The 20,270-nt window shown below is 66.8% G+C and carries 16 protein-coding genes; 6 read left to right on the forward strand and 10 right to left on the reverse strand.

Features of this window, described 5'->3' with window-relative positions; genetic code table 11:
• The 3 genes from HNQ66_RS01785 to HNQ66_RS01795 form a co-directional block, all read right to left on the reverse strand.
• A complete protein-coding gene (locus tag HNQ66_RS01785; RefSeq protein ID WP_184140228.1) occupies nucleotides 1-1,008 on the reverse strand; it encodes an ArsR/SmtB family transcription factor in 1,008 nt (335 codons plus the stop codon).
• A 333-nt stretch (nucleotides 1,009-1,341) separates the two neighbouring features.
• Complete coding sequence (gene ettA / locus HNQ66_RS01790; protein ID WP_184140230.1) at nucleotides 1,342-2,991, reverse strand: energy-dependent translational throttle protein EttA; 1,650 nt, start codon at nucleotides 2,989-2,991, stop codon at nucleotides 1,342-1,344.
• A 92-nt stretch (nucleotides 2,992-3,083) separates the two neighbouring features.
• Nucleotides 3,084-3,806, reverse strand: coding sequence for a ribonuclease T2 family protein (locus tag HNQ66_RS01795; protein WP_184140232.1), 723 nt, complete (start codon nucleotides 3,804-3,806; stop codon nucleotides 3,084-3,086).
• A gap of 190 nt (nucleotides 3,807-3,996) precedes the next feature.
• On the opposite strand from HNQ66_RS01795, the gene HNQ66_RS01800 reads away from it, so the two are divergent.
• From HNQ66_RS01800 to HNQ66_RS01815, 4 genes are all read left to right on the forward strand, one after another.
• Complete coding sequence (locus HNQ66_RS01800; protein WP_184140234.1) at nucleotides 3,997-4,956, forward strand: alpha/beta fold hydrolase; 960 nt, start codon at nucleotides 3,997-3,999, stop codon at nucleotides 4,954-4,956.
• A complete protein-coding gene (locus HNQ66_RS01805) occupies nucleotides 4,953-5,897 on the forward strand; it encodes a DMT family transporter (RefSeq protein ID WP_184140236.1) in 945 nt (314 codons plus the stop codon). Before HNQ66_RS01800 ends, HNQ66_RS01805 begins: the two co-directional genes overlap by 4 nt.
• Before the next feature lie 169 nt (nucleotides 5,898-6,066).
• A complete protein-coding gene (gene caiB / locus HNQ66_RS01810) occupies nucleotides 6,067-7,263 on the forward strand; it encodes a succinate--glutarate CoA-transferase (RefSeq protein WP_184140238.1) in 1,197 nt (398 codons plus the stop codon).
• Nucleotides 7,260-8,909: a thiamine pyrophosphate-binding protein gene (locus HNQ66_RS01815; RefSeq protein ID WP_184140240.1), complete on the forward strand. Its 1,650-nt coding sequence runs from the start codon at nucleotides 7,260-7,262 to the stop codon at nucleotides 8,907-8,909. The genes caiB and HNQ66_RS01815 overlap by 4 nt, the downstream gene beginning before the upstream one ends.
• A gap of 202 nt (nucleotides 8,910-9,111) precedes the next feature.
• On the opposite strand, the gene HNQ66_RS01820 is transcribed toward HNQ66_RS01815, so the two are convergent.
• Nucleotides 9,112-9,450, reverse strand: coding sequence for a protein tyrosine phosphatase family protein (locus HNQ66_RS01820; protein WP_184140242.1), 339 nt, complete (start codon nucleotides 9,448-9,450; stop codon nucleotides 9,112-9,114).
• 64 nt (nucleotides 9,451-9,514) lie between these two features.
• Nucleotides 9,515-10,369 (reverse strand): DUF4432 family protein, encoded by an 855-nt coding sequence (locus tag HNQ66_RS01825; protein WP_184140244.1) that lies wholly within the window; start codon nucleotides 10,367-10,369, stop codon nucleotides 9,515-9,517.
• Between the two features lie 232 nt (nucleotides 10,370-10,601).
• Between HNQ66_RS01825 and HNQ66_RS01830 the strand changes: the two genes are divergently transcribed.
• Together HNQ66_RS01830 and HNQ66_RS01835 are read left to right on the forward strand one after the other, a co-directional pair.
• Nucleotides 10,602-12,032, forward strand: coding sequence for a L,D-transpeptidase family protein (locus HNQ66_RS01830; protein WP_184140246.1), 1,431 nt, complete (start codon nucleotides 10,602-10,604; stop codon nucleotides 12,030-12,032).
• 145 nt (nucleotides 12,033-12,177) lie between these two features.
• The gene (locus HNQ66_RS01835) at nucleotides 12,178-13,365 is read left to right on the forward strand and encodes a glycoside hydrolase family 5 protein (protein WP_184140248.1); all 1,188 of its coding nucleotides are present in this window, start codon (nucleotides 12,178-12,180) and stop codon (nucleotides 13,363-13,365) included.
• A gap of 38 nt (nucleotides 13,366-13,403) precedes the next feature.
• Here HNQ66_RS01835 and HNQ66_RS01840 read toward each other — a convergent pair whose 3' ends face one another.
• The 5 genes from HNQ66_RS01840 to HNQ66_RS01860 form a co-directional block, all read right to left on the reverse strand.
• Entirely contained in the window at nucleotides 13,404-14,927 is a 1,524-nt protein-coding gene (locus HNQ66_RS01840) for a globin-coupled sensor protein (protein WP_184140250.1), read from the reverse strand.
• Between the two features lie 244 nt (nucleotides 14,928-15,171).
• Nucleotides 15,172-15,888: a ParA family protein gene (locus HNQ66_RS01845; RefSeq protein WP_184140252.1), complete on the reverse strand. Its 717-nt coding sequence runs from the start codon at nucleotides 15,886-15,888 to the stop codon at nucleotides 15,172-15,174.
• Nucleotides 15,889-16,109: 221 nt separating this feature from the next.
• On the reverse strand, nucleotides 16,110-17,255 hold the full coding sequence (locus HNQ66_RS01850) for an iron-containing alcohol dehydrogenase (protein ID WP_184140254.1): 1,146 nt from the start codon (nucleotides 17,253-17,255) through the stop codon (nucleotides 16,110-16,112).
• Nucleotides 17,252-18,637: an aldehyde dehydrogenase family protein gene (locus tag HNQ66_RS01855; protein ID WP_184140256.1), complete on the reverse strand. Its 1,386-nt coding sequence runs from the start codon at nucleotides 18,635-18,637 to the stop codon at nucleotides 17,252-17,254. Before HNQ66_RS01855 ends, HNQ66_RS01850 begins: the two co-directional genes overlap by 4 nt.
• A gap of 202 nt (nucleotides 18,638-18,839) precedes the next feature.
• Nucleotides 18,840-20,204: a glutamine synthetase family protein gene (locus HNQ66_RS01860; RefSeq protein ID WP_184140467.1), complete on the reverse strand. Its 1,365-nt coding sequence runs from the start codon at nucleotides 20,202-20,204 to the stop codon at nucleotides 18,840-18,842.
• Nucleotides 20,205-20,270: the final 66 nt, after the last annotated feature.

Genomic DNA, 20,270 nt, shown 5'->3' on the forward strand with positions numbered 1-20,270 from the left:
TCAACTCCTCCTGCGTATGGCAATGGCGTCGGCTGCTTCCGCGCGCTGGTCGCGGGCAAGCCAGATGGTCACGGTCAGCGCATCCTCTTCAGAATGTGCCGGCTTCAGGTCGACGACCTCCTCCACGGCAAGCCCCGCCTTTTCCAGCCATTCGGACATGGTCTGGTGCGAGAAGCCGAGGCGGATATGGGCGTGCTCGTCGCGCAGGCGCTCCAGCGCGTGCGGCGCAAGGTCGATGATGGCAAGGCGCCCGCCGGGCGCCAGCATGCGCGCCGCCTCGCTTATCGCCGCTTCCGGCTCGTCGAGGAAATGCAGCACCTGATGGATCGTCACGACGTCGAACTCGTCGCGCTCCAGCGGCAGGTTGAAGATGTCGCCGTGGCGGATCGAGGCCTTGGTGATGCCCGCCCGGTCGAGATTGGCCCGCGCCACCGCCAGCATGTCGCGGCTGGCATCGACACCGACGCCGCGCCGGTAAAGCCCTTCGAAAAGCTGCAGGATACGGCCGGTGCCCGTGCCGAGATCGAGGAAGGCATCGACCGGCGCCGTGCCGATCAGCTCGGCGAGCTTGGCCTCCACCTCCGCCTCGCTGACATGGAGGCGCCGCACCACGTCCCACTCGGCCGCGTTGCGGCTGAAATAGGCCTGCGCCTTGTCGGCGCGCACCTTCTTCAAGGCGCGCAGCCGCTCGTCATCGCGCGCGAAAACGGCATCCGCCGGATCGATGGCATCGAGCAGCCCGCGGGCGAGCGCCACGGCCGCCCCGCCCTGGCTGAGGCGGAAGAACGCCCAGGCGCCCTCCTGGTAGCGGTCGATCAGCGCGGCCTCGGCCAGGAGCTTCAGATGGCGCGATATGCGCGGCTGGGACTGGCCGAGAATGTCGGTCAGGTCCGTCACCGTGAGGTCGCCGTGCGAGAGCAGCGCGAGAAGGCGAAGGCGCGTCGGCTCGCCCGCCGCCTTCAGGATCTCCACGATGTCGTCCAGTCCGAGTTTCTGCGTGTCGCCCATGATCGTTCCAATCAAGACATAAAGATATGTTTATGTGATTAACCCGCAATGCGCAAGAGCCAATCCGCCTCACCGATCTTCCCATCAACCGCGGCAAAGAAAAACCCCGGCGGGCCGGGGTTTGAAACGGATGGTCGGTGCCGGTTGCCGGGCCTGCCCCTCATCCCGCTGCCGCGACCTTCTCCCCGCAAGCGGGGAGAAGGAGCCAGCGGCGATGCCTCGCCAGCCAGTTGAGGAAAATAGTGCGGCAATATCCCTTCTCCCCGCTTGCGGGGAGAAGGTGCCGGCAGGCGGATGAGGGGCATTCCCCCGCTCCACCTACCCAGAGCCTGATCAGCGCGTCAGCCGCTTGTAGGTCACGCGCTTCGGGTTCACCGCGTCCGCGCCGAGGCGGCGGATCTTGTCCTGCTCGTAGTCCTCGAAGTTGCCCTCGAACCATTCGACATGGCTGTCGCCCTCGAAGGCGAGGATATGGGTGGCGAGGCGGTCGAGGAACATGCGGTCGTGCGAGATGATGACGGCGCAGCCGGCGAAGTTTTCCAGCGCGTCCTCGAGCGCGGCCAGCGTTTCCGTGTCGAGGTCGTTGGTCGGTTCGTCGAGCAGGATGACGTTGTAGCCGCCCTTCAGCATCTTGGCGAGGTGGACGCGGTTGCGCTGGCCGCCCGAGAGCGTGCCGACCTTCTGCTGCTGATCGCCGCCCTTGAAATTGAAGGCGCCGCAATAGGCACGGCTGTTCATCTCGTGCTTGCCGAGCTTCAGGACGTCGTTGCCGCCGGAAATCTCCTCCCAGACGGTCTTGTCGCCGCCCAGCGCGTCGCGGCTCTGGTCGACATAGCCGAGGTCCACCGTCTCGCCGACGGTGATCGAGCCCGAATCGGGCTGCTCCTGCCCGGTGATCATGCGGAAGAGCGTCGTCTTGCCGGCGCCGTTCGGGCCGATGACGCCGACGATGCCGCCCGGCGGCAGCTTGAAGGTGAGGTTCTCGATGAGGACGCGGTCGCCATAGGCCTTGGTGAGGTTTTCCGCCTCGATGACCGTATTGCCGAGGCGCTCGCCGACCGGGATGACGATCTGCGCGTCGCCGGGCCGGCGGTCCGCCGCCGCCTTCACCAGCTCGTCATAGGCCTTGATGCGGGCCTTGGACTTGGCCTGGCGGGCCTTGGGCGAAGAGGCGATCCATTCCTGCTCGCGCGAGAGCGCCTTCTGGCGGGCGCCCTCCTCGCGCTCCTCCTGCGCCATGCGCTTGGCCTTGGACTGGAGGTAGGCGGAATAGTTGCCCTCGTAGGGAATGCCGCGGCCGCGGTCGAGCTCGAGAATCCAGCCCGTGACGTTGTCGAGGAAGTAGCGGTCGTGGGTGATCATCAGCACGGAGCCCGGATATTCGCGCAGGTGCTTTTCGAGCCAGGCGATCGTCTCGGCGTCGAGGTGGTTGGTCGGTTCGTCGAGGAGCAGCAGGTCCGGCTGGGCGAGCAGCAGCTTGCAGAGCGCCACGCGGCGCTTTTCACCGCCCGAAAGGCTTTCCACGCCCGAATCGCCCGGCGGGCAGCGCAACGCGTCCATCGCCATCTCGACCTGGCTTTCGAGGTCCCAGAGGTTCTGGCTGTCGATGATGTCCTGGAGCTTTGCGCCCTCTTCCGCCGTCTCGTCGGAATAGTTCATCATCAGCTCGTTGTAGCGATCGAGGATCGCCTTCTTGGCGGCAACGCCCTCCATGACGTTTTCGAGCACCGTCTTGGACGCATCGAGCTGCGGTTCCTGCGGCAGGTAGCCGAGCGTCGCGCCTTCGGCAAGCCAGGCCTCGCCCGTGAACTCCTTGTCGAGGCCGGCCATGATGCGCAGCACGGTCGACTTGCCCGCCCCGTTCGGGCCGAGGATACCGATCTTGGCATCCGGGTAGAAGGACAGGTGGATATTCTCGAGGATCTTCTTGTTGCCATAGGCCTTGTTGAGCCCCGACATGTGGTAGATGAACTGACGTGCCATGAAAACGCGCTCCGGATCGGACAAATTTGCCCGCTATGTAGGCGAATTCCGTGCCCGCGGCAATCGCGGCCGCGAAAACGCGGCGGCCGCCGCTAACCCGCCTCGCCCGCGCCCGTCACGCCGCCGGTGCAGCGGGATTTCGTCGGGGATGCGCCGGCGATCAGCGCCTTGAGCGGGCCGTCGCCGGAAGCAAGCCCGATGGTGAGGCCGGTCACGATCACGCGGTCGCCGGCCTTGCGGCAGGCAAGGCGCACGCGCTCGCCCGCGCCCTTGCCGAAAGCGGCGTCGAAGGCGGCGCGGACCTCGGCGAGCGTGATCGCGGCGCCCTTGCGGTCCGTAAAGAGCGCGCGCACCGGCGAGGCGTTGAGCTCGTCGAGAAGATCGAGCGAGCGGGCGTAGTAGGCCTCGGCCGAGGCGGCGAGGCAGCTTCCGCTCTTCAGCCATTGCCGCCGGTCGAGGCCGACGCGGACGGCGGGCATGGCGGCGGCAAGGCGCGTCTTCGTGGCTGCGGCGAGTGTGACGTCCGGAAGATCGGTCCACTTGCCCTTGCGCGCCTTCTCTTGGAGCGCAGCCTCGATGCCGCAATAGCTCTTGCGGGCCGCAAAGCGGTTCACCAGCGAGAACCGCCCGGCCGCAGGCGCCTCGGCGGAAAAGCCCGTGCAGCCTCGGCTCTTGGGCCGTGCGGCGCAATAGCCGGCCTGCCAGCCGACGGACAACACTTCCCGCGCCTTGCCCTCCGGCGCCGACTGCGCCGCGGCGATGCCGCCGCCGAGGAAGAGAGCGATGGAGACAACGAGAAAAGACAATACGGGCATTGCAGCTTTCGTCTTCATGACCAGCGCCCCGATAAGAACAAAACAGGATCATTTACAACCAAAGATCAGAAAATTGCAACCCATAATCGGAAAAATCCCGAAAAACGGGACGAGGCTTCGAAATGCACGCGGCATCCCGTTGTCTTTCCACCGCAAATCGCGTTGTGCTGGCGCAAACGGGAGGAATGCGGTGTTCTCAGAAAGACAGGCCCTTGCCAGCGCGAGCGGCGCGACGCTGGCGCTCCGGCACGAGCCGGCGCGCGGGGCCGCGCGCGGCATCCTCCTTGTCAGCCACGGCCTTGCCGAGCACAGCGCCCGCTATGCCCGCCTTGCCGAACGCATGGCCGGCGAAGGCTTCCACGTCTACGCCCACGACCACCGCGGCCACGGCTTCACCACCGCGCCCGATGCCCCCCTCGGCCAGTTCGCCCCGCGCGGCGGTATCGCCCGTGTGGTTGAAGACATGCGCACCGTGCGCGCCCACGCCGCCGGCCGGCATCCCGGCCTGCCGGTCGTACAGTTCGGCCATTCCATGGGCGGGCTCCTCGCGCTCGCCTTCGCGGAGGCGTATCCGGCGGAGATCGATGCGCTCGCCGTCTGGAATTCCAACCTCGCGCCGGGTCTTGCCGGGCGGGCGGCGCAGGCGCTGCTTGCCGCCGAGCGCATGTTCAAGGGCTCGGACGTGCCGAGCGCGCTCCTGCCCCGCCTCACCTTCGCCGCCTGGGGCAAGGCCATTGCCGGCCACCGCACGCCCTTCGACTGGCTGTCGCACGATGCGGCGGAGGTCGATGCCTATATCGCCGACCCGCTCTGCGGCTTCGACGTCAACGTCTCGATGTGGATCGACATCTTCGCCGTCACCTTCGCGAATGTCTCGGCGGAAGGGCTGGCGCGCCTTCCGAAAGGCCTGCCCATCCATCTCGTCGGCGGCGAGGAGGACCCGGCGACGGATTTCGGCCGGGCAACGCGCGCGCTTGCCGCCCGACTGAAGAAATCGCGGCTTGAGGACGTGACCGCGGTCGTCTATCCCGGCATGCGTCACGAGACGCTGAACGAGGTTCCGGCGCTGCGCGATCCGGCCATCGACGCCTTTGCCGGCTGGTGTCGACAGGCGGTGGACAAAGGGCGCCGGCCCGCGGAAACCCCATGAGCACGACAACCGCAACGCCGCTTCGCAACGAGGTGAGTCTCGGCCTCTTCCTCATGGTGTTCTCGGTGCTCGTCTCGCCGGTCATCGACATTTTCGCCAAGCTCGCGGTCGCCGCCGTGCCGGCGACGGAGATCACCTTCGTGCGCCTCGTCTTCCAGATGGGAGTGCTTGCGCCGATCTGCCTGATGCGCGGCACGCTCTTCGCCGTGACCTGGCGCAAGATGGGCCTGCACGCCGCCCGCGGCCTGCTGATGGCCACCACCATGATCAGCTTTGTCACGCCGCTCGCCGTGATGGAGGTGGCGGACGCCATCGCCATCTTCTTCGTCGAGCCGATCATCCTCACCATCCTCGGCTCGATCTTCCTGAAGGAGACCATCGGCTGGCGGCGCTACACGGCCTGCGGCGTCGGCTTCTTCGGCTCGCTGCTGGTCATCCAGCCGAGCCTGGAGGAAGTGGGGCCCATCGCGCTCCTGCCGGTCGTCGCCGCCTTCTCGCTCGCCCTCTTCTATCTTCTGACGCGGCTCGTGGCGCAGAAGGAGGACCCCTGGTCCATGCAGTTCTATGCGGGCCTGTGGGGCGGGCTGTTTTCCGGCCTGCTGCTCGTCATCGGCGGCAAGGCGGGCATTTCCTTCCTCACGCCCGTCATGCCGGACATGAAGACCACGCTCTATATCGCGGGCGCGGCCGTCGCGGCGGTGATCGCCGGCGTCCTCGGCGTCTATGCCTATCGCTCGGCCCCCGCCTCCACGCTCGCGCCGCTGCAATACCTGGAGATCGTCTCGGCCACCATTCTCGGCTGGTTCGTCTTCGGCCACCTGCCCGATGCGGTGAAATGGCTCGGCATCGCCATCATCATCGGCTCCGGGCTCTACGTCATCTGGCGCGAGCGCAAGCTCAACAAGACGGCGACGACCCCGCCCGTCTCCGCCCCGGTCTGAGGGAAGGAAAGGGCGGCCGGCGCGCGGCAGGCATCATGTCAGGACAACCCGTCATGACCTTGCGCCGCACTTCGCCTATCGTGCCTTCCGGCTTTTTGTTATCCAGAGGCAAGGGGCAAAGGGCCCGGCGGCACGCCCTTGCGGGGCGCCCGGCGAGGAGGAAAGAGCGATGGACAAATCGAACCTGCCGCTTGCCGGCATCAGGGTCATCGAGCTGGCGCGGGTGCTGGCCGGCCCCTGGGCGGGCCAGATGCTCGCCGACCTCGGCGCGGACGTCATCAAGATCGAAAATCCCGAGGGCGGCGACGACACGCGCGCCTGGGGGCCGCCCTTCGTGACGGGCGCGGACGGCGAGAATCTTTCCGCCGCCTATTACCATTCCACCAACCGCGGAAAACGCTCCATCGCCGTCGACCTCAAGACGGAGGAAGGCCGTGACATCGTCCATCGGCTGATCGACACCGCCGACGTGGTGATCGAGAACTTCAAGGTGGGGGGCCTCGTCAAGTACGGGCTCGACTACCAGAGCCTCGCGAAGACGCATCACAAGCTAATCTACTGCTCCATCACCGGCTTCGGCCAGGACGGGCCCTATGCCGCCCGCGCAGGCTACGACTATATCGTGCAGGGCATGTCCGGCTTCATGTCGGTGACGGGCGCGCCGGACGGCGAGCCGATGAAGGCGGGCGTCGCCATCGCCGACATCTTCACCGGCATCTATGCCGTCGCGGCCATCCAGGCAGCCCTCATCCACGTCATGAAGACCGGCAGGGGCCAGCATATCGACATGGCCCTGCTCGACGTGCAGTCGGCCGTCATGGCGAACCAGAACATGAATTTCCTCGCCTCCGGCAAGGCCCCGGCCCGGCTCGGCAACGCCCATCCCAACATCTCGCCCTACGAGGTGGTGCCGGCGGCCGACGGCCATATCATCCTCGCCGTCGGCAATGACGGGCAGTTCCGGAAACTCTGTGCGATCCTGAAGCTCGACGGCGTGGCGGACGACGAGCGCTTCGCGACGAACCGCGCGCGCGTCGCCCATCGCGACGAGGTGCGCCGCCTCGTGACGGGCGCGACGGTAAAGCTCGCCAAGGCGGACCTTCTGGCCGCCTGCGAGCGCGACGGCGTTCCCGCCGGCCCCATCAACTCCATCGCCGAGACCTTCGACGATCCGCAGGTGAAGGCCCGCGGGCTGCGCATAGACCTGCCGGATGCGGACGGAAACCGCATTCCGGGCGTGCGCACGCCCATCGTCTTCTCCGGCACGCCGCTTGCCTACGACCGACCGAGCCCGCGGCTCGGCGAACACACCGCCGCCGTGCTGGCGGAGCTTGCAACCCTCGAAGCAGGAAAGAAAAGCGCATGAAGACCGGTGGACAGTTGATCGTCGACGCCCTCGTTGCAAACGGCGTCCAGCGTGTCGCCTGCGTGCCGGGCGAAAGCTACCTCGCGGTGCTCGATGCGCTGCATGATACGGATATCGACGTCGTCGTCTGCCGGCAGGAAGGCGGCGCGGCGATGATGGCCGACTGCTGGGGGCGGCTTACCGGCCAGCCCGGCATCTGCATGGTCACGCGCGGGCCCGGTGCCACCAACGCCTCGGCGGGCCTGCACATCGCCCGGCAGGATTCGATCCCGATGATCCTCTTCATCGGCCAGGTGCAGCGCGACGCGCGCGAGCGCGAGGCCTTCCAGGAAGTGGAATACCGCCGCGCCTTCACCGAGGTCGCCAAATGGGTGGCCGAGATCGACGACGCCCGCCGCATTCCCGAATTCGTTACCCGCGCCTTCGCGGTCGCCACCTCCGGCCGGCCCGGCCCCGTCGTGCTCGCCCTGCCGGAGGACATGCTGACGGATGCGGTCGAGACGGTGGAGGCGAAGGCCCATATGCCGGTCGAGGCCCATCCCGGCCGCAGGCAGGTCGAAACGCTCGCCGCCCTTCTGGAAAAGGCCGAGCGGCCGATCGCCATCCTCGGCGGCACGCGCTGGTCGGACGAGAGCGTCAAGGGCTTTGCCGCCTTCGCCGAGCGCTGGTCGCTGCCGGTCTCCTGTTCCTTCCGCCGGCAGATGCTGTTCGATCACACGCATCCCAACTATGCCGGCGACAGCGGCATCGGCATCAATCCGGCGCTCGGCAAGGAGATCCGCGAGGCGGACCTCGTCCTCCTCATCGGCGGGCGCTATTCGGAAATGCCGTCCGCCACCTACAGCCTGCTCCAGAGCCCCTATCCGCAGCAGACGCTGGTGCATGTCTATCCCGACCCGTCCGAGCTCGGCCGCGTCTATCGTCCGGACCTTGCCATCGCCGCCGCGCCGGACGATTTCGTCGCCGCGCTGGGGGGCCTTTCGCCCAAGGCCACGCCGCGCTGGGCCGCGCGCACGAAGGCCATGCACGAGAGCTACCTGAAATGGTCGACGCCGCCGATGACCGGCCCGGGCGCCGTGCAGATGGGCCCGATCATGGCGTGGCTCGAGGAGAACACGGCCGAAGACACGATCTTCACCAACGGCGCGGGCAACTACGCCACCTGGCTGCACCGCTTCCACCGCTTCCGCCGCTACGGCACGCAGGCCGCCCCCACCTCCGGCTCCATGGGCTACGGCCTGCCGGCGGCGGTCGCGGCCAAGCAGCTCCATCCGGAGCGCGAGGTCGTCTGCTTTGCCGGCGACGGCTGTTTCATGATGCACGGGCAGGAATTCGCCACCGCCGTGCGCTACGGGCTGCCGATCATCACGCTCGTCATCAACAACGGCATCTACGGCACGATCCGCATGCACCAGGAGCGCGAATATCCCGGCCGCGTCAGCGCGACGGACCTCACCAACCCGGATTTCGCCGCGCTCGCCCGCGCCTGTGGCGGCCATGGCGAGACGGTGGAGAAGACGGAAGACTTCGCCGCCGCCTTCCTGCGCGCCCGCGCCAGCGGCAAGCCGGCGATCATCGAGGTGAAGCTCGATCCCGAAGCGATCACGCCGACGCGCACGCTTTCGGATATCCGTGAGGGGAAGTGAGGTTGGGAGTTGGCGTCCCGGGGGCGGATGACGCGTTCATCATCCCTTCCTTCGTCCTGCGCCCTCTCCTTCGTCATGCTCGGGCTTGACCCGAGCATCCATCGCCGGTGCGGGTGGCTGTGGATCCTCGGGTCAAGCCCGAGGATGACGGCAGAGGGTGGGGCAAAGACTGGCAGGCGACCCTGGCGGCCGCTGCCTTCCCTCACCCGCGGATATGCCGCGTCTGCTCGTAGGTCTTCGTCGAGCGCATGCCGGAGCGGCAGTAGCCGAGCATGGGGCGCGGCAGTTCGTCGAGGGCGTCGACCATGCCGTTCACCGCTTCGGCCGTCACACCCATCGGGCCGACGGGCACATGGGCGGTCTCGATGCCGAGTTCCCTGGCGCGGGCGGCGATGGACGCGAATTCCGGCTGGCCGGCCTCTTCGTGGTCCGGGCGGTGGCAGACGATGGACTTGAAGCCCATGGCGGCAATCGCGTCGAGGTCCTCGACCGTGATCTGGCCGGAGACGGAATATTCGTCGTTGATCTCGCGGATATCCATGGGCGTGTCCTTTCGAAATGAGGGGCGCTCACCGTTTAAGCCGAGGCCGCGAAAGCGTCAATCGTCAGCGGACCTCGAAGGCGAGCGCATAGCCGACGCTTTCGCCGGGCGAGAACTCCGGCGCCTCGCCGGCCGAAATCAGTTCCGCCCGCGCGGCGAGCCGGTGCGAGACGGGCTCGATGCCGAGCACGGCGCAGCCCGGCGACTGGTTCCGCCAGACCTGGAGATAGGGCAGCGTATCGGTGCGGAAGCGGATATGCATGGAGCGCCCGCCGAGCGCGGCGATCGGCCCCACCGCGATCTCCGCCCAGCCGTGTTCGGCGCTCCCGGCCGCCGGCACGCAGAAAATCTTCATGTCGCCCTCGTCGAAGCGCCAGGGAAGGCTGCCGCCCGGCAGCATGGCCCCCGTCAGGCGCGTCTCGTCGTCGAAGAGGCCCGTGCCGAAATTGATGTGGTACATGGCGAAGGGCGGCCATGCGCCATCGCCGGTATTCGTGACGAGATCGTCGAGCGTGATGTGCCCCGTACGCCTGTCGGCCCGCCAGCGGCGAGCAAGGTCGGCCGACCCGCCATGGGCGAGCGCCGCCGCGACACGCCCCTCGCAGACCGCCTCCCCCTCGTCCTCCTCGAAGAGGATGTCGCGGGCGGGATGGGAGGAGAGAGAGCCGTGCAGAGGATAGAGCCGCCCGTCCGCCGCCCCCTCCACCGGCACGGGATGGCGGATATGGTCCGGCCCGCAGGTGAAGAGGAAGCCCGGCAGCGCCCTGTCGATGCGCGGATCGCCGTCGGAGGGAATGGCCGAGCCCGGCGCAAGGTCGACGCCGGAAAAGACGGCGCTTGCCACGTCGAGCGCCGATTGCGGCGTCAGGTCCAGGCGGAAGGACTGGGTGGGCGTATCGGCGGCAAGGGCGAAGGTCATCCGGGGCTCCAGAGGGGGGCGATCAGGCTCAGACAGAAGCATTTTTGCGCATGGGAGAAAAGCGGAAATGCCCTGCCGGGCGCCCCCTTCCGGCGGGAACCTTCATCCCGGACTGCAAGTTTTTGCAGGAAGCGTTGACGTTGCGTTCACCATCGATTCAGTTTTTCCATATTAAGGTCCGAATTGAAGTGTTCCGTCCGCGCGATATGTGCAATCCGGCAGGTCAAGAATCGTGAATTCGATATTCAAAACAAGCCTTTCGATACTTTTCGCGGCCTCGGCGCTCGCATTCGCGGCCGCCCCTGCCGGCGCGCAGCAGCATCAGCTCGCCCGCGACACGGTCCTCGTCACCCCGCAGGGCGATATCCTCGACTACGTTCCCGACGACGGCAGCGTGCGCTGGATGCGCGACGGGCGCGGCCGCACGGTGCTGGTCGATAGCTGGGGCGACATCGTCGCCACCGCCATGCCGGCCGACCGCTACTTCGCCCGCGGCGACGACTATCGCCCGCGCCGCGACCGCTATCGCCAGGTGCGCGGCTACCCCGAGACGAACCCGGATTATTTCCCGCCGGCGCCCGGCTCCGACTATGGCGACGATGTGACGACGGGCTCCGTACCGGAAATGCGCGAGGCGCTGCCCGGCGATATCGAGCGCCAGTCCCTGCCGGATGCCGAGTTCGGCGGCTCGCAGCCCCTGCCCGGTGTTTCCGGCGGCAGCGAGGAGATGGCGTCCCTGCCGCAGGACGGCGCGACCGACCCGAATGCCGAATTCGTGCCCGGCCCGAAATTCGCCCCGGCCGTCGCCATCGGCAAGATGAGCTCCAACGAGATCACCGCGCTCCAGGTCTTCCTCGACCGCGAGGGTTTTTCGCCGGGCGTGATCGACGGCCGCAAGGGCTCCAACGTCGCCAAGGCCATCGAGGCCTGGCAGAACGCGACGGGCGAGACGCTCGACCCGAACAATGCCGAGGATATCCTGGAGCGCCTTCGCCTTTCCGGCGGCATGGCGTTCACCACCTACGAGATCAGCGCCGCCGACGCGGCCGGCCCCTATGTCGCGGAAATCCCCGCCGATTACGCGCAGAAGGCCGCCCTGCCGCACATGTCCTTCACCTCGACGACCGAGATGCTCGCCGAGAAGTTCCACATGGACGAGGCGTACCTGAAGGAGATCAATCCGGGCGTCGACTTCACCATTCCCGGCACCATCGTCAAGGTAGTCGATATCGGCGAGAAGAAGACCGGCAAGGTCGCGAAGATCCTTGCCGACAAGGGACGCAGGCAGGTGCTCGCCTATGACGCGGAAGGCACGCTGATCGCTGCCTATCCGGCAAGCATCGGCTCGGCCGATACGCCGTCCCCGTCCGGCATCGTCACGGTCGAGCGCGTCGCGCTCAATCCGGGCTATACCTACAATCCGAAGATCAACTTCAAGCAGGGCGCCAACGACAAGATACTGACGCTGCAGCCCGGCCCTAATGGCCCGGTCGGCACCGTCTGGATCGCGCTTTCCAAGCCCACCTACGGCATCCACGGCACGCCCGATCCCTCGAAGATCGGCAAGACCCAGAGCCACGGCTGCATCCGCCTCACCAACTGGGATGCCACCGAGCTCGCCAAGATGACGAGCCCCGGCGTGACGGTGGAATTCGTCGACTGACGCCTGCCGAAACGGCATTCGAGGCCGGCCCCGGGGCCGGCCTTTTGTTTTGGAGAGCCTCTTTTTGTCTCGCGGAGAACCGGCAAATTGCCGCTTTTGCCGGTGAAGGAACCTTCTTTCGCCAAAACCAGCAATCCGGAATCCCATGCTCGAAACGTTGCGCCCCGCCCTCCTCTGCCTCGCGCTCCTGCTGCCGTCCGCCGCCTCCGCCACCGATCTCATGCGCTTCTGGGACACGCCGCAAAAGGGCGGCAACAGCTTCAACGCGGCCGCCCCGGACAAGGCCTATTTCGACGCGCTGGCCAAGACCGGAGCGACCTGGGTGCGCCTCACCTTCTCCAAGTGGAAAGGCGAGGGCCGGGATTTCCTGCTCGGCGATGCCGACGGATACCGCGGCCTTCCGGCCGGCGACCTTGCAAGGCTGCGCGCGACGCTCGACGCGGCGAACGCCGCCGGGCTGAAGGTCGTGGTGACGCCGCTCAGCCTGCCCGGCGCCCGCTGGAAGCAGCAGAACGGCGGCGTTTTCGACGACCGGCTCTGGTCCGATCCCGCCTTCGCGAAAGAGGCCGTCGCCTTCTGGCGCGATCTCGCAGCCGCGCTGAAGGACCATCCGTCCATCGCCGCCTATAACCTCCTCAACGAGCCGGCGCCGGAAAAGACGACGGGCCTTGCCGAGAACGGCACCACGGCCGACCGCCTCGCCTGGCAGGCCGAACATGACGGCGGCCCGCGCGACCTGCCCCGCCTCTACACGCAGATCATCGCGGCGATCAGGACCGTCGATCCCGTCACGCCGGTCATGGTCGACGGCGGCTACTACGCCAATCCGCGCGCGCTCGCCGCCTGGCCGCATCGCCTCGCCGACGACCGGGTGCTCTACGCCTTCCACATGTACGAGCCCTATGACGCGACGAGCGCGCCGAACATGAAGCGCAAGACGCCGCTGCGCTATCCGGGCGTCACGACCGACTACGACGGCGGCAGGATGACCTGGGACCGCAAGGCCGTCGCCGGCCATATCGGCGCCGCCTTCGACTGGGCGAAGGCCGAGGGCCTGCCGCCGACACGCGTCGTCGCAGCCGAATTCGGCTGCATGCGCCTGTGGGCCGATTGCGGCACCTATCTCACCGACGTCATGGATGCGGTGGAGGAGAGAGGCGGCCACTGGGCCTTCTACTCCTTCCGCGAGGACGAATGGGACGGCATGGACTACGAGCTTCCCGAAAGGCTGAAGCCCGGCCAGTTCTACTGGATGAGCGAGGAGGGCAAGGCGGACGCGCTGCCGCGCGACGGCAAGCTGATGGATCTGCTGAAAGCCCGGATGCGGAAATAGACGGGCCGGACGGCCCGTCTCCGTTTCGTTCGGCCGGCTCAGGCCGCCCGCACATACCCCGCGCCCTCGGCGACCTGCGCCGTGCCGCTGGTGCGGAAGGCGCTGAGCTGGGCGGCGATGGAGGCGGCTTCCTGCGTCAGGGCCTGGCTTGCGGCATTGGCCTCTTCCACCATGGCGGCGTTCTGCTGGGTGATCTGGTCCATGGCGTTGATCGCCTGGTTGACGGCCTGAAGACCCGTCGCCTGTTCGGCCGTGCTGGCGCGGATGGCGTTGAACACCGAGCTCACCTCGACGACCTGCGAGACGATCTGGCGCAGCGACTGGGCGACCTCGCCCACCGAGCGAACGCCGTCCTCGACCTGCCCGTGCGACTTGGCGATGAGGTTCTGGATGTCCTTGGCGGCATCCGCGCAGCGCTGGGCGAGCGCCCGCACCTCCGAGGCGACGACGGCAAAGCCGCGGCCCGCCTCGCCGGCGCGTGCGGCCTCGATGCCGGCATTGAGCGCCAGCAGGTTCGTCTGGAAGGCGATCTCGTCGATGACCTCGATGATGCTGGCGATGGCGGCGGACGAGGCCTGGATCTCGCCCATGGCGGTGATCGCCTCCTCGACCACCACGCCGCTGCGCTCGGCATTGTCGCGCGCGGCCATGACGAGGGCGTTCGCCTCGTTGGCGCTCTGCGCCGTCTGGCGCACGGTGGTCGTCACCTCCTCGACGGCGGCCGCCGTCTCCTCGAGGTTCGCCGCCTGCCGCTCGGTGCGCCTGGCAAGGTCGTCGGATGCCGCCGCGATCTCCTGCGCGCTCAGATGGATGGAGCCGGCTCCCGCGCCGATATTGCCGATGGCCTGCGAGAGCGTGGAGATGGCGTGGTTGAAGTCGTCGCGCAGCGCCTCGTAGGCCTCCGGCAGCGGGCCGATGATACGCGCCGTCAGGTCGCCGGCCGAAATGCGCTTCAGCGCGGCGCCGAAGCTGTCGCTGACGATCTTGCGCTCCTCGGCAACCACCTGCGCCTGCACCGCCTGCTGCTTGGCGATGTCCGACATGTCCATGTAGACGGAGATGGAAAGGTCCATGTCGAGGAACATGGCCTTGAGGAGGCTCGTGAGCGTCGCGGCGAATTCCTCCGGCCCGGTCTCCTGCCGGGCGAACAGCCCCCGCTTCGGCCAGTGCGCCCGCACGGCTTCCATCAAAAGATGCTCGACGACCAGCGCATAGCCGCCGATGTACCAGCGCGGCTCCAGGCCGATGCGGGCATGCACGCGGCCGATCGTCTGCACCTTCTCGGCATAGTCGTGCGTGAAGTCGCCGTCGGCGATGTTCGCCCAATGGCCGAGCTGCGCGGCCTTCGCCCGCTCGATATGCGCGTCGCCGGAAAAGAGATGGCTCACCTCCGGGCTCTTGCGCACGATGGCGTAGAACTTGTCGAGGGCGGGGCCCAGTTCCTTCTCGATGAAGGGCTTCAGGCTGCGCAGGCGCTTCAGCGCGGCCTCGTCGAGGCCGAGATAATCGAGCCGGCGGGCAATGTCGTGGTTCGGGCTGGCGGTCTGCGAGGCATGAGTCATTCTGGAGGCATCCTGGAAACGCGGGAACAGGCAAGGAGGACATGCATCATCGGGGCGGCATGCTCCACCCCGCGACCCTTCATGGGTCCCGCCGAAGACGTCATGGGTCTTCAGGCTCGGCTTTTTGTGGGAATATCATTAGGTTAGCCATGGTAAATTGTTCATTACCAAGACGCCGGCCGGCAAAAGGAAACGGCCGCGTCCTTCGTCGCAGCCGTTCCTGACGATCGTCAATTTCGAGAGATCAGGCGGCCTGCCGGATCGTGCGGAAGAAGCCGCGCTCGCCCGTCATGCGCGTGCGGGCCGGCAGCAGACGCAGCACCTCGCCGGCAAAGAGGCGAGCGTTCTCGCGCGCCTTGTCGAGGTTGCTGACCTTGGCCGGATCCATCGAATAGAGCGTGCCGCCGCAATCGAAGATATCGCGGAAGGCGGTGCGCTCGCCGATGGGCGTATCGAGCACGGTCACGCCGCGGGACGAAAGCAGCGCCTTGATGGCCGTCATGGCGCGCGTCGTCACCATGGAGTTCATGCGCGTCAGCACCACCGAATGGGCAATGCGGATGCCGGCCTTCTCGTCGAGCTGCCGCAGGAGCTCGAGGATCTGCGCAGCGCCCCGCGCATCCATCGCACAGCCCTGCACGGGAATCATCACATGGTCGGAAAGGCCGATGGCGGTGGCGACCAGCGCATCGCGCGCGCCGGCAAGGTCGATGATGAAATAGTCGGTCGCCGCGCGGTTCTCGCGGATATGGCACTGGATGGAGGCCATGGAGACTTCCGAGATCACCGCGATGTTGCGCTGGCGGCCGGAGATCTCGTGCCAGTGGCTGATCCAGCGCTGCGGATCGGCATCGAGGATGGTGACGCGGTGGCCCTGGCTTGCAAGCTCGGTGGCGAGAATCAGGGCAGCGGTGGTCTTGCCGGCGCCGCCCTTGGCATTGGCAAATGTGATGACTGGCATGGCTTCCTCTTGGACAATGCTGCGAGCTTCCTCATCGCTCTCGTCAGACGACCCGGTTGGAATGGCGCCCGCTAATGAAACCTTTCAAAACAGGGTTAACAAATCGGAAATTTCCGCATCCCGAAGATTAATGAGGCGGGGCGCCGAATTTGCGCTTTGCAAGAAAAAGGCCCGGAAAACCAATGTTTTCCGGGCCCCTGTCAATTGTTAACGATAAGAAATCAGATGCATTCCACGAAGAGGCGCCTGGCCGCGTCGAGCGTCAGCTCCACCGGATTGCCGCCGGCCGTCGGATCTACGATGGCCATTTCCGCCATCTCGCCGATGCGGTCGGTGCCGACGCCGAGCGCCGACAGCTTGTCCGGCACGCCGAGCTCCTCGCGAAGGCGCAGCACATAGTCGAAGAAACCGTCGAAGCCGCCCGCGATGCCGAGATAGGCGGCGGCGCTGGCGATCTTCGCCTCGATGGCCGGGCGGTTGAAGGTCAGCACCGGCGGCATCACGACGGCATTCGTCATGCCGTGGTGCGTGTTGTAGATCGCCCCGACCGGGTGCGACAGCGAGTGGATCGCGCCCAGCCCCTTCTGGAAGGCGACGGCACCCATCGCGGCAGCCGACATCATGTTGGCGCGCGCCTCGATATCCGTTCCGTCCTTGTAGGCGCGCGGCAGGTATTCCTTGACGAGCCGCATGCCTTCGAGCGCGATGCCCTGGCTCATCGGATGGTAGAAGGGCGAGGAATAGGCCTCGAGGCAATGGGCGAAGGCGTCCATGCCGGTGCCGGCGGTGATGACCTTCGGCATGCCGACCGTCAGTTCCGGGTCGCAGATCGTGACCGAAGGCAGGAACTTCGGGTGGAAGATCACCTTCTTGGTGTGCGTCTCGGAGTTGGTGATGACCGAGGCGCGGCCGACTTCCGAGCCGGTGCCGGCCGTCGTCGGCACGGCGACGATGGGCGCGATGCCGTCGGAATTGGCGCGGGTCCACCAGTCGCCGATATCCTCGAAATCCCAGACCGGCCGCGTCTGGCCGGACATGAAGGCGACCGCCTTGCCGAGGTCGAGGCCGGAGCCGCCGCCGAAGGCGACGACGCCGTCATGGCCGCCGTCCCTGAAGGCCTTGACGCCCGCTTCGAGGTTCCTGTCGTTCGGGTTCGGATCGACCTCCGAGAACATCGCCCGGCCGAGGCCGGCGGCGTCGAGGATGTCGAGCGCGCCCTGCGTGATCGCCATGGTCGAGAGGCCGCGGTCGGTGACGAGCAGCGGCTTCCTCATGCCCACGGCCTTGCAATGGTCGGCCAGTTCCTTGATGCGCCCTGCCCCGAACTTGATCGCGGTCGGGTAGCTCCAGTTGGCGGTGATGGTCATGCGAGTGCTTTCCTGAAGTGGTAGGATTTCGGTCTCGTGAGGTTGTGGAAGCCGATGACGGAGAGCGAGCCGCCGCGGCCCGTTTCCTTCACGCCCGTCCAGCACAGCGCCGGGTCGAGATAGTCGGCGCGGTTCATGAAGACGGTGCCGGTCTCAAGGTCCCCGGCAAGGCGGGCGGCGCGCTCGGCATCCTTCGTCCACAGCGAGACGGTGAGGCCGTATTTGCAGTCGTTCATCAGGGCGAGCGCTTCCGCGTCGTTCTTCACCTTCATGATGCCGACCGCCGGGCCGAAGGTCTCTTCCGTCATGAACTCCATCGAATGGTCGACGTCGACGAGGACCTGCGGGGCGACATAGGCGCCGCCGTCGTCGGCCGGGAAGAGTTTCGGGTCGACCAGCGCTCTCGCGCCCTTCGACACGGCGTCGGCGATCTGCGAGCGGACGGTGGCGGCGAAGCGCTTGTGCGCCATCGGCCCGAGCGTCGTTTCGGGATCGAGCGGGTTGCCGAGCTTGTAGTTGGAGACCCAGGCGACGGACTTTTCCACGAAGGCGTCGTAGAGCTTCTCGTTGACGTAGATGCGCTCGATACCGCAGCAGCACTGGCCGGAATTGTAGGTGGCGCCGTCCATCAGCGTATCGACGGCCGCGTCGAGGTCGGCGTCCTCCATCACGTAGCCCGGATCCTTGCCGCCGAGTTCGAGGCCGATTGGCGTGAAGGTGCCGGCGGCGGCCCGCTCGATCGCCCGGCCGCCCTCGACGGAGCCGGTGAAGTTGATGAAGTCGAACGAATTGGCGGCGATCAGCGCCGAGGTCGTGTCATGGTCGAGGAAGATGTTCTGGAAGACGTCCTCCGGCACGCCCGCCTCGTTGAAGGCGCGCACCATGCGCTCGCCGACGAGCAGCGTCTGGGCGGCATGCTTGATGATGACCGTGTTGCCGGCCATCAGCGCCGGAGCGACCGTGTTGATCGCGGTCATGTAAGGGTAGTTCCACGGCGCGATGACGAAGACGACGCCGTGCGGCTCACGCTCGATGCGGCGCTCGAAGCGCTCGGAATTCTCGATGACGATGGGCGTGAGCGAGGAGCCGGCGATCTCGGCCACATAGTTGGAGCGCTCGTTGAAGCCCTTGAACTCGCCGCCGTAGCGGACCGGGCGGCCCATCTGCCAGGCGATCTCCGGCACGATCTCGTCGGCCATCTCGTTGAGGCGCGCGACGCCCTTGAGGACGAGCTGCACGCGCTCTTCGAGCGGGCGCTTCGCCCAGGCCTTCTGCGCCTTCTTCGCGCGCGCGACGACGGCCTCGGCGGCGGCCAGCGGCATCGCCTCGCGCTCGGCATAGACCGAGCCGTCCACGGGGGATATGCATTTGATCACAGTCATGATCGACTTCCTGTTGGTTCTGTCGGAATTTCAGTTTCGACGCTTCGATTGTCCCTCATCCCCCTGCCGGGACCTTCTCCCCGCAAGCGGGGAGAAGGGATGTGCCGGACCGGCTTCCTGCCTTTCGCCGTTTCGCAAGGCAAGTCCCCTCTCCCCGCTTGCGGGGAGAGGGTTAGGGTGAGGGGCAAATCCCGAAACGCTTCTACGCCCTCTCGAAGCCGCGCGCCACCTCCCAGTCGGTGATGCGGCGGTCGTATTCTTCCTGCTCCCACTCGGCGGCGCGGACATAGTGGTCGATGACGTCGTCGCCGAAGGCGTCGCGCAGCATGGCCGAATCCTTCAGCGCCGCGGCCGCGCCGCGCAGCGTCTTCGGGATCTCGCGGATGTCCTTGCCGCCATAGGCGTCGCCCTCGAAGGGCGCCTCCAGCTCGAACTTGCCCTCGATGCCGGCGATGCCCGCGGCGATCAGCGCGGCCATGGCGAGATAGGGGTTGAGGTCCGAGCCGCCGACGCGGCATTCGATGCGGATGGCCTTGCTGCCCTCCCCGCACAGGCGATAGCCCGCCGTGCGGTTGTCCTTGCTCCAGACGGCCTTGGTCGGCGCGAAGGTGCCGGCGACGAAGCGCTTGTAGGAATTGATGTAGGGCGCGAGGAAATAGGTGATCTCGCTCGCATGGGCAAGGAGGCCGGCGACGTAGCGCCGCATCATCTCCGACATGCCGTACTTGGCATCCTTGTCGAAGAATTTCGGCTCCTTGCCGTCGACGCTCCAGAGCGACTGGTGGATGTGCGAGGAGGAGCCGGCAGCGGTGTAGTTCCACTTGGCAAGGAAGGTCACGGCCTTGCCGCGCTGCCAGGCGATCTCCTTGGTGGCGTTCTTGATGATCGCGTGCCGGTCGGCCATGGCGAGCGCATCGGCATAGCGCACGTTGATCTCCTCCTGGCCGGCCGAGGCCTCGCCCTTGGAGTTCTCCACGGGAATGCCGGCGCCCTGCAGGCCGTTGCGCAGCGCCCGCATCACGTCCTCTTCCTTGGTGGTCTGGAAGATGTGGTAGTCCTCGTTGTAGCCCGAGGCGAGGCGCAGGTCCCGGTAGCCGCTCTCTCGGGCGTCGTCGAAGGTCTGGTCGAACAGGAAGAATTCCAGCTCGCTCGCCATATAGGCCTTGAGGCCCATGGCCTCCAGGCGCTTGACCTGCTTCTTGAGGATGGCGCGCGGCGAGTGCGGCACCTCTTCATGGGTGTGGTGGTCCAGCACGTCGCAGAGCACCAGCGCGGTGCCTTCCAGCCAGGGCAGCTTGCGGAGCGTCGCAAGGTCCGGCTTCATCGTGTAGTCGCCGTAGCCGGCCGCCCAGCTCGTCGACTTGTAGCCGGAGACGGTGTCCATCTCCATGTCGGTGGCCAGCAGGTAGTTGCAGCTATGGGTCTCCTCGTAGGCGCTGTCCACGAAATACTGCGCGTGGAACCGCTTGCCCATGAGACGGCCCTGCATGTCGACCTGGCAGGCAAGGACGGTGTCGATGCGGCCTTCGGCGACATCCTTCTTCAGATCATCGAATGTGTAAGTCATGCTCATGGCGGTTCGGTCCCGGAATTGGTCGGAGGAAGGCGGGGCCGCGGCGCGGCCCCGCAGGAG

The organism is Shinella fusca (assembly GCF_014203155.1).
GTDB lineage: Bacteria > Pseudomonadota > Alphaproteobacteria > Rhizobiales > Rhizobiaceae > Shinella > Shinella fusca.

Coding starts and splice junctions, on each gene's coding strand:
- HNQ66_RS01850 (WP_184140254.1), bottom strand. CDS start 17,255: ATGACCATCACCGCCAACTGGAGCTACCCGACCGCGATCAAGTTCGGG.
- HNQ66_RS01855 (WP_184140256.1), bottom strand. CDS start 18,637: ATGACTGTGATCAAATGCATATCCCCCGTGGACGGCTCGGTCTATGCC.
- HNQ66_RS01805 (WP_184140236.1), top strand. CDS start 4,953: ATGAGCACGACAACCGCAACGCCGCTTCGCAACGAGGTGAGTCTCGGC.
- HNQ66_RS01795 (WP_184140232.1), bottom strand. CDS start 3,806: ATGCCCGTATTGTCTTTTCTCGTTGTCTCCATCGCTCTCTTCCTCGGC.
- HNQ66_RS01820 (WP_184140242.1), bottom strand. CDS start 9,450: ATGGATATCCGCGAGATCAACGACGAATATTCCGTCTCCGGCCAGATC.
- HNQ66_RS01835 (WP_184140248.1), top strand. CDS start 12,178: ATGCTCGAAACGTTGCGCCCCGCCCTCCTCTGCCTCGCGCTCCTGCTG.
- HNQ66_RS01825 (WP_184140244.1), bottom strand. CDS start 10,369: ATGACCTTCGCCCTTGCCGCCGATACGCCCACCCAGTCCTTCCGCCTG.
- HNQ66_RS01785 (WP_184140228.1), bottom strand. CDS start 1,008: ATGGGCGACACGCAGAAACTCGGACTGGACGACATCGTGGAGATCCTG.
- HNQ66_RS01845 (WP_184140252.1), bottom strand. CDS start 15,888: ATGCCAGTCATCACATTTGCCAATGCCAAGGGCGGCGCCGGCAAGACC.
- HNQ66_RS01860 (WP_184140467.1), bottom strand. CDS start 20,204: ATGACTTACACATTCGATGATCTGAAGAAGGATGTCGCCGAAGGCCGC.
- caiB (WP_184140238.1), top strand. CDS start 6,067: ATGGACAAATCGAACCTGCCGCTTGCCGGCATCAGGGTCATCGAGCTG.
- HNQ66_RS01815 (WP_184140240.1), top strand. CDS start 7,260: ATGAAGACCGGTGGACAGTTGATCGTCGACGCCCTCGTTGCAAACGGC.
- ettA (WP_184140230.1), bottom strand. CDS start 2,991: ATGGCACGTCAGTTCATCTACCACATGTCGGGGCTCAACAAGGCCTAT.
- HNQ66_RS01840 (WP_184140250.1), bottom strand. CDS start 14,927: ATGACTCATGCCTCGCAGACCGCCAGCCCGAACCACGACATTGCCCGC.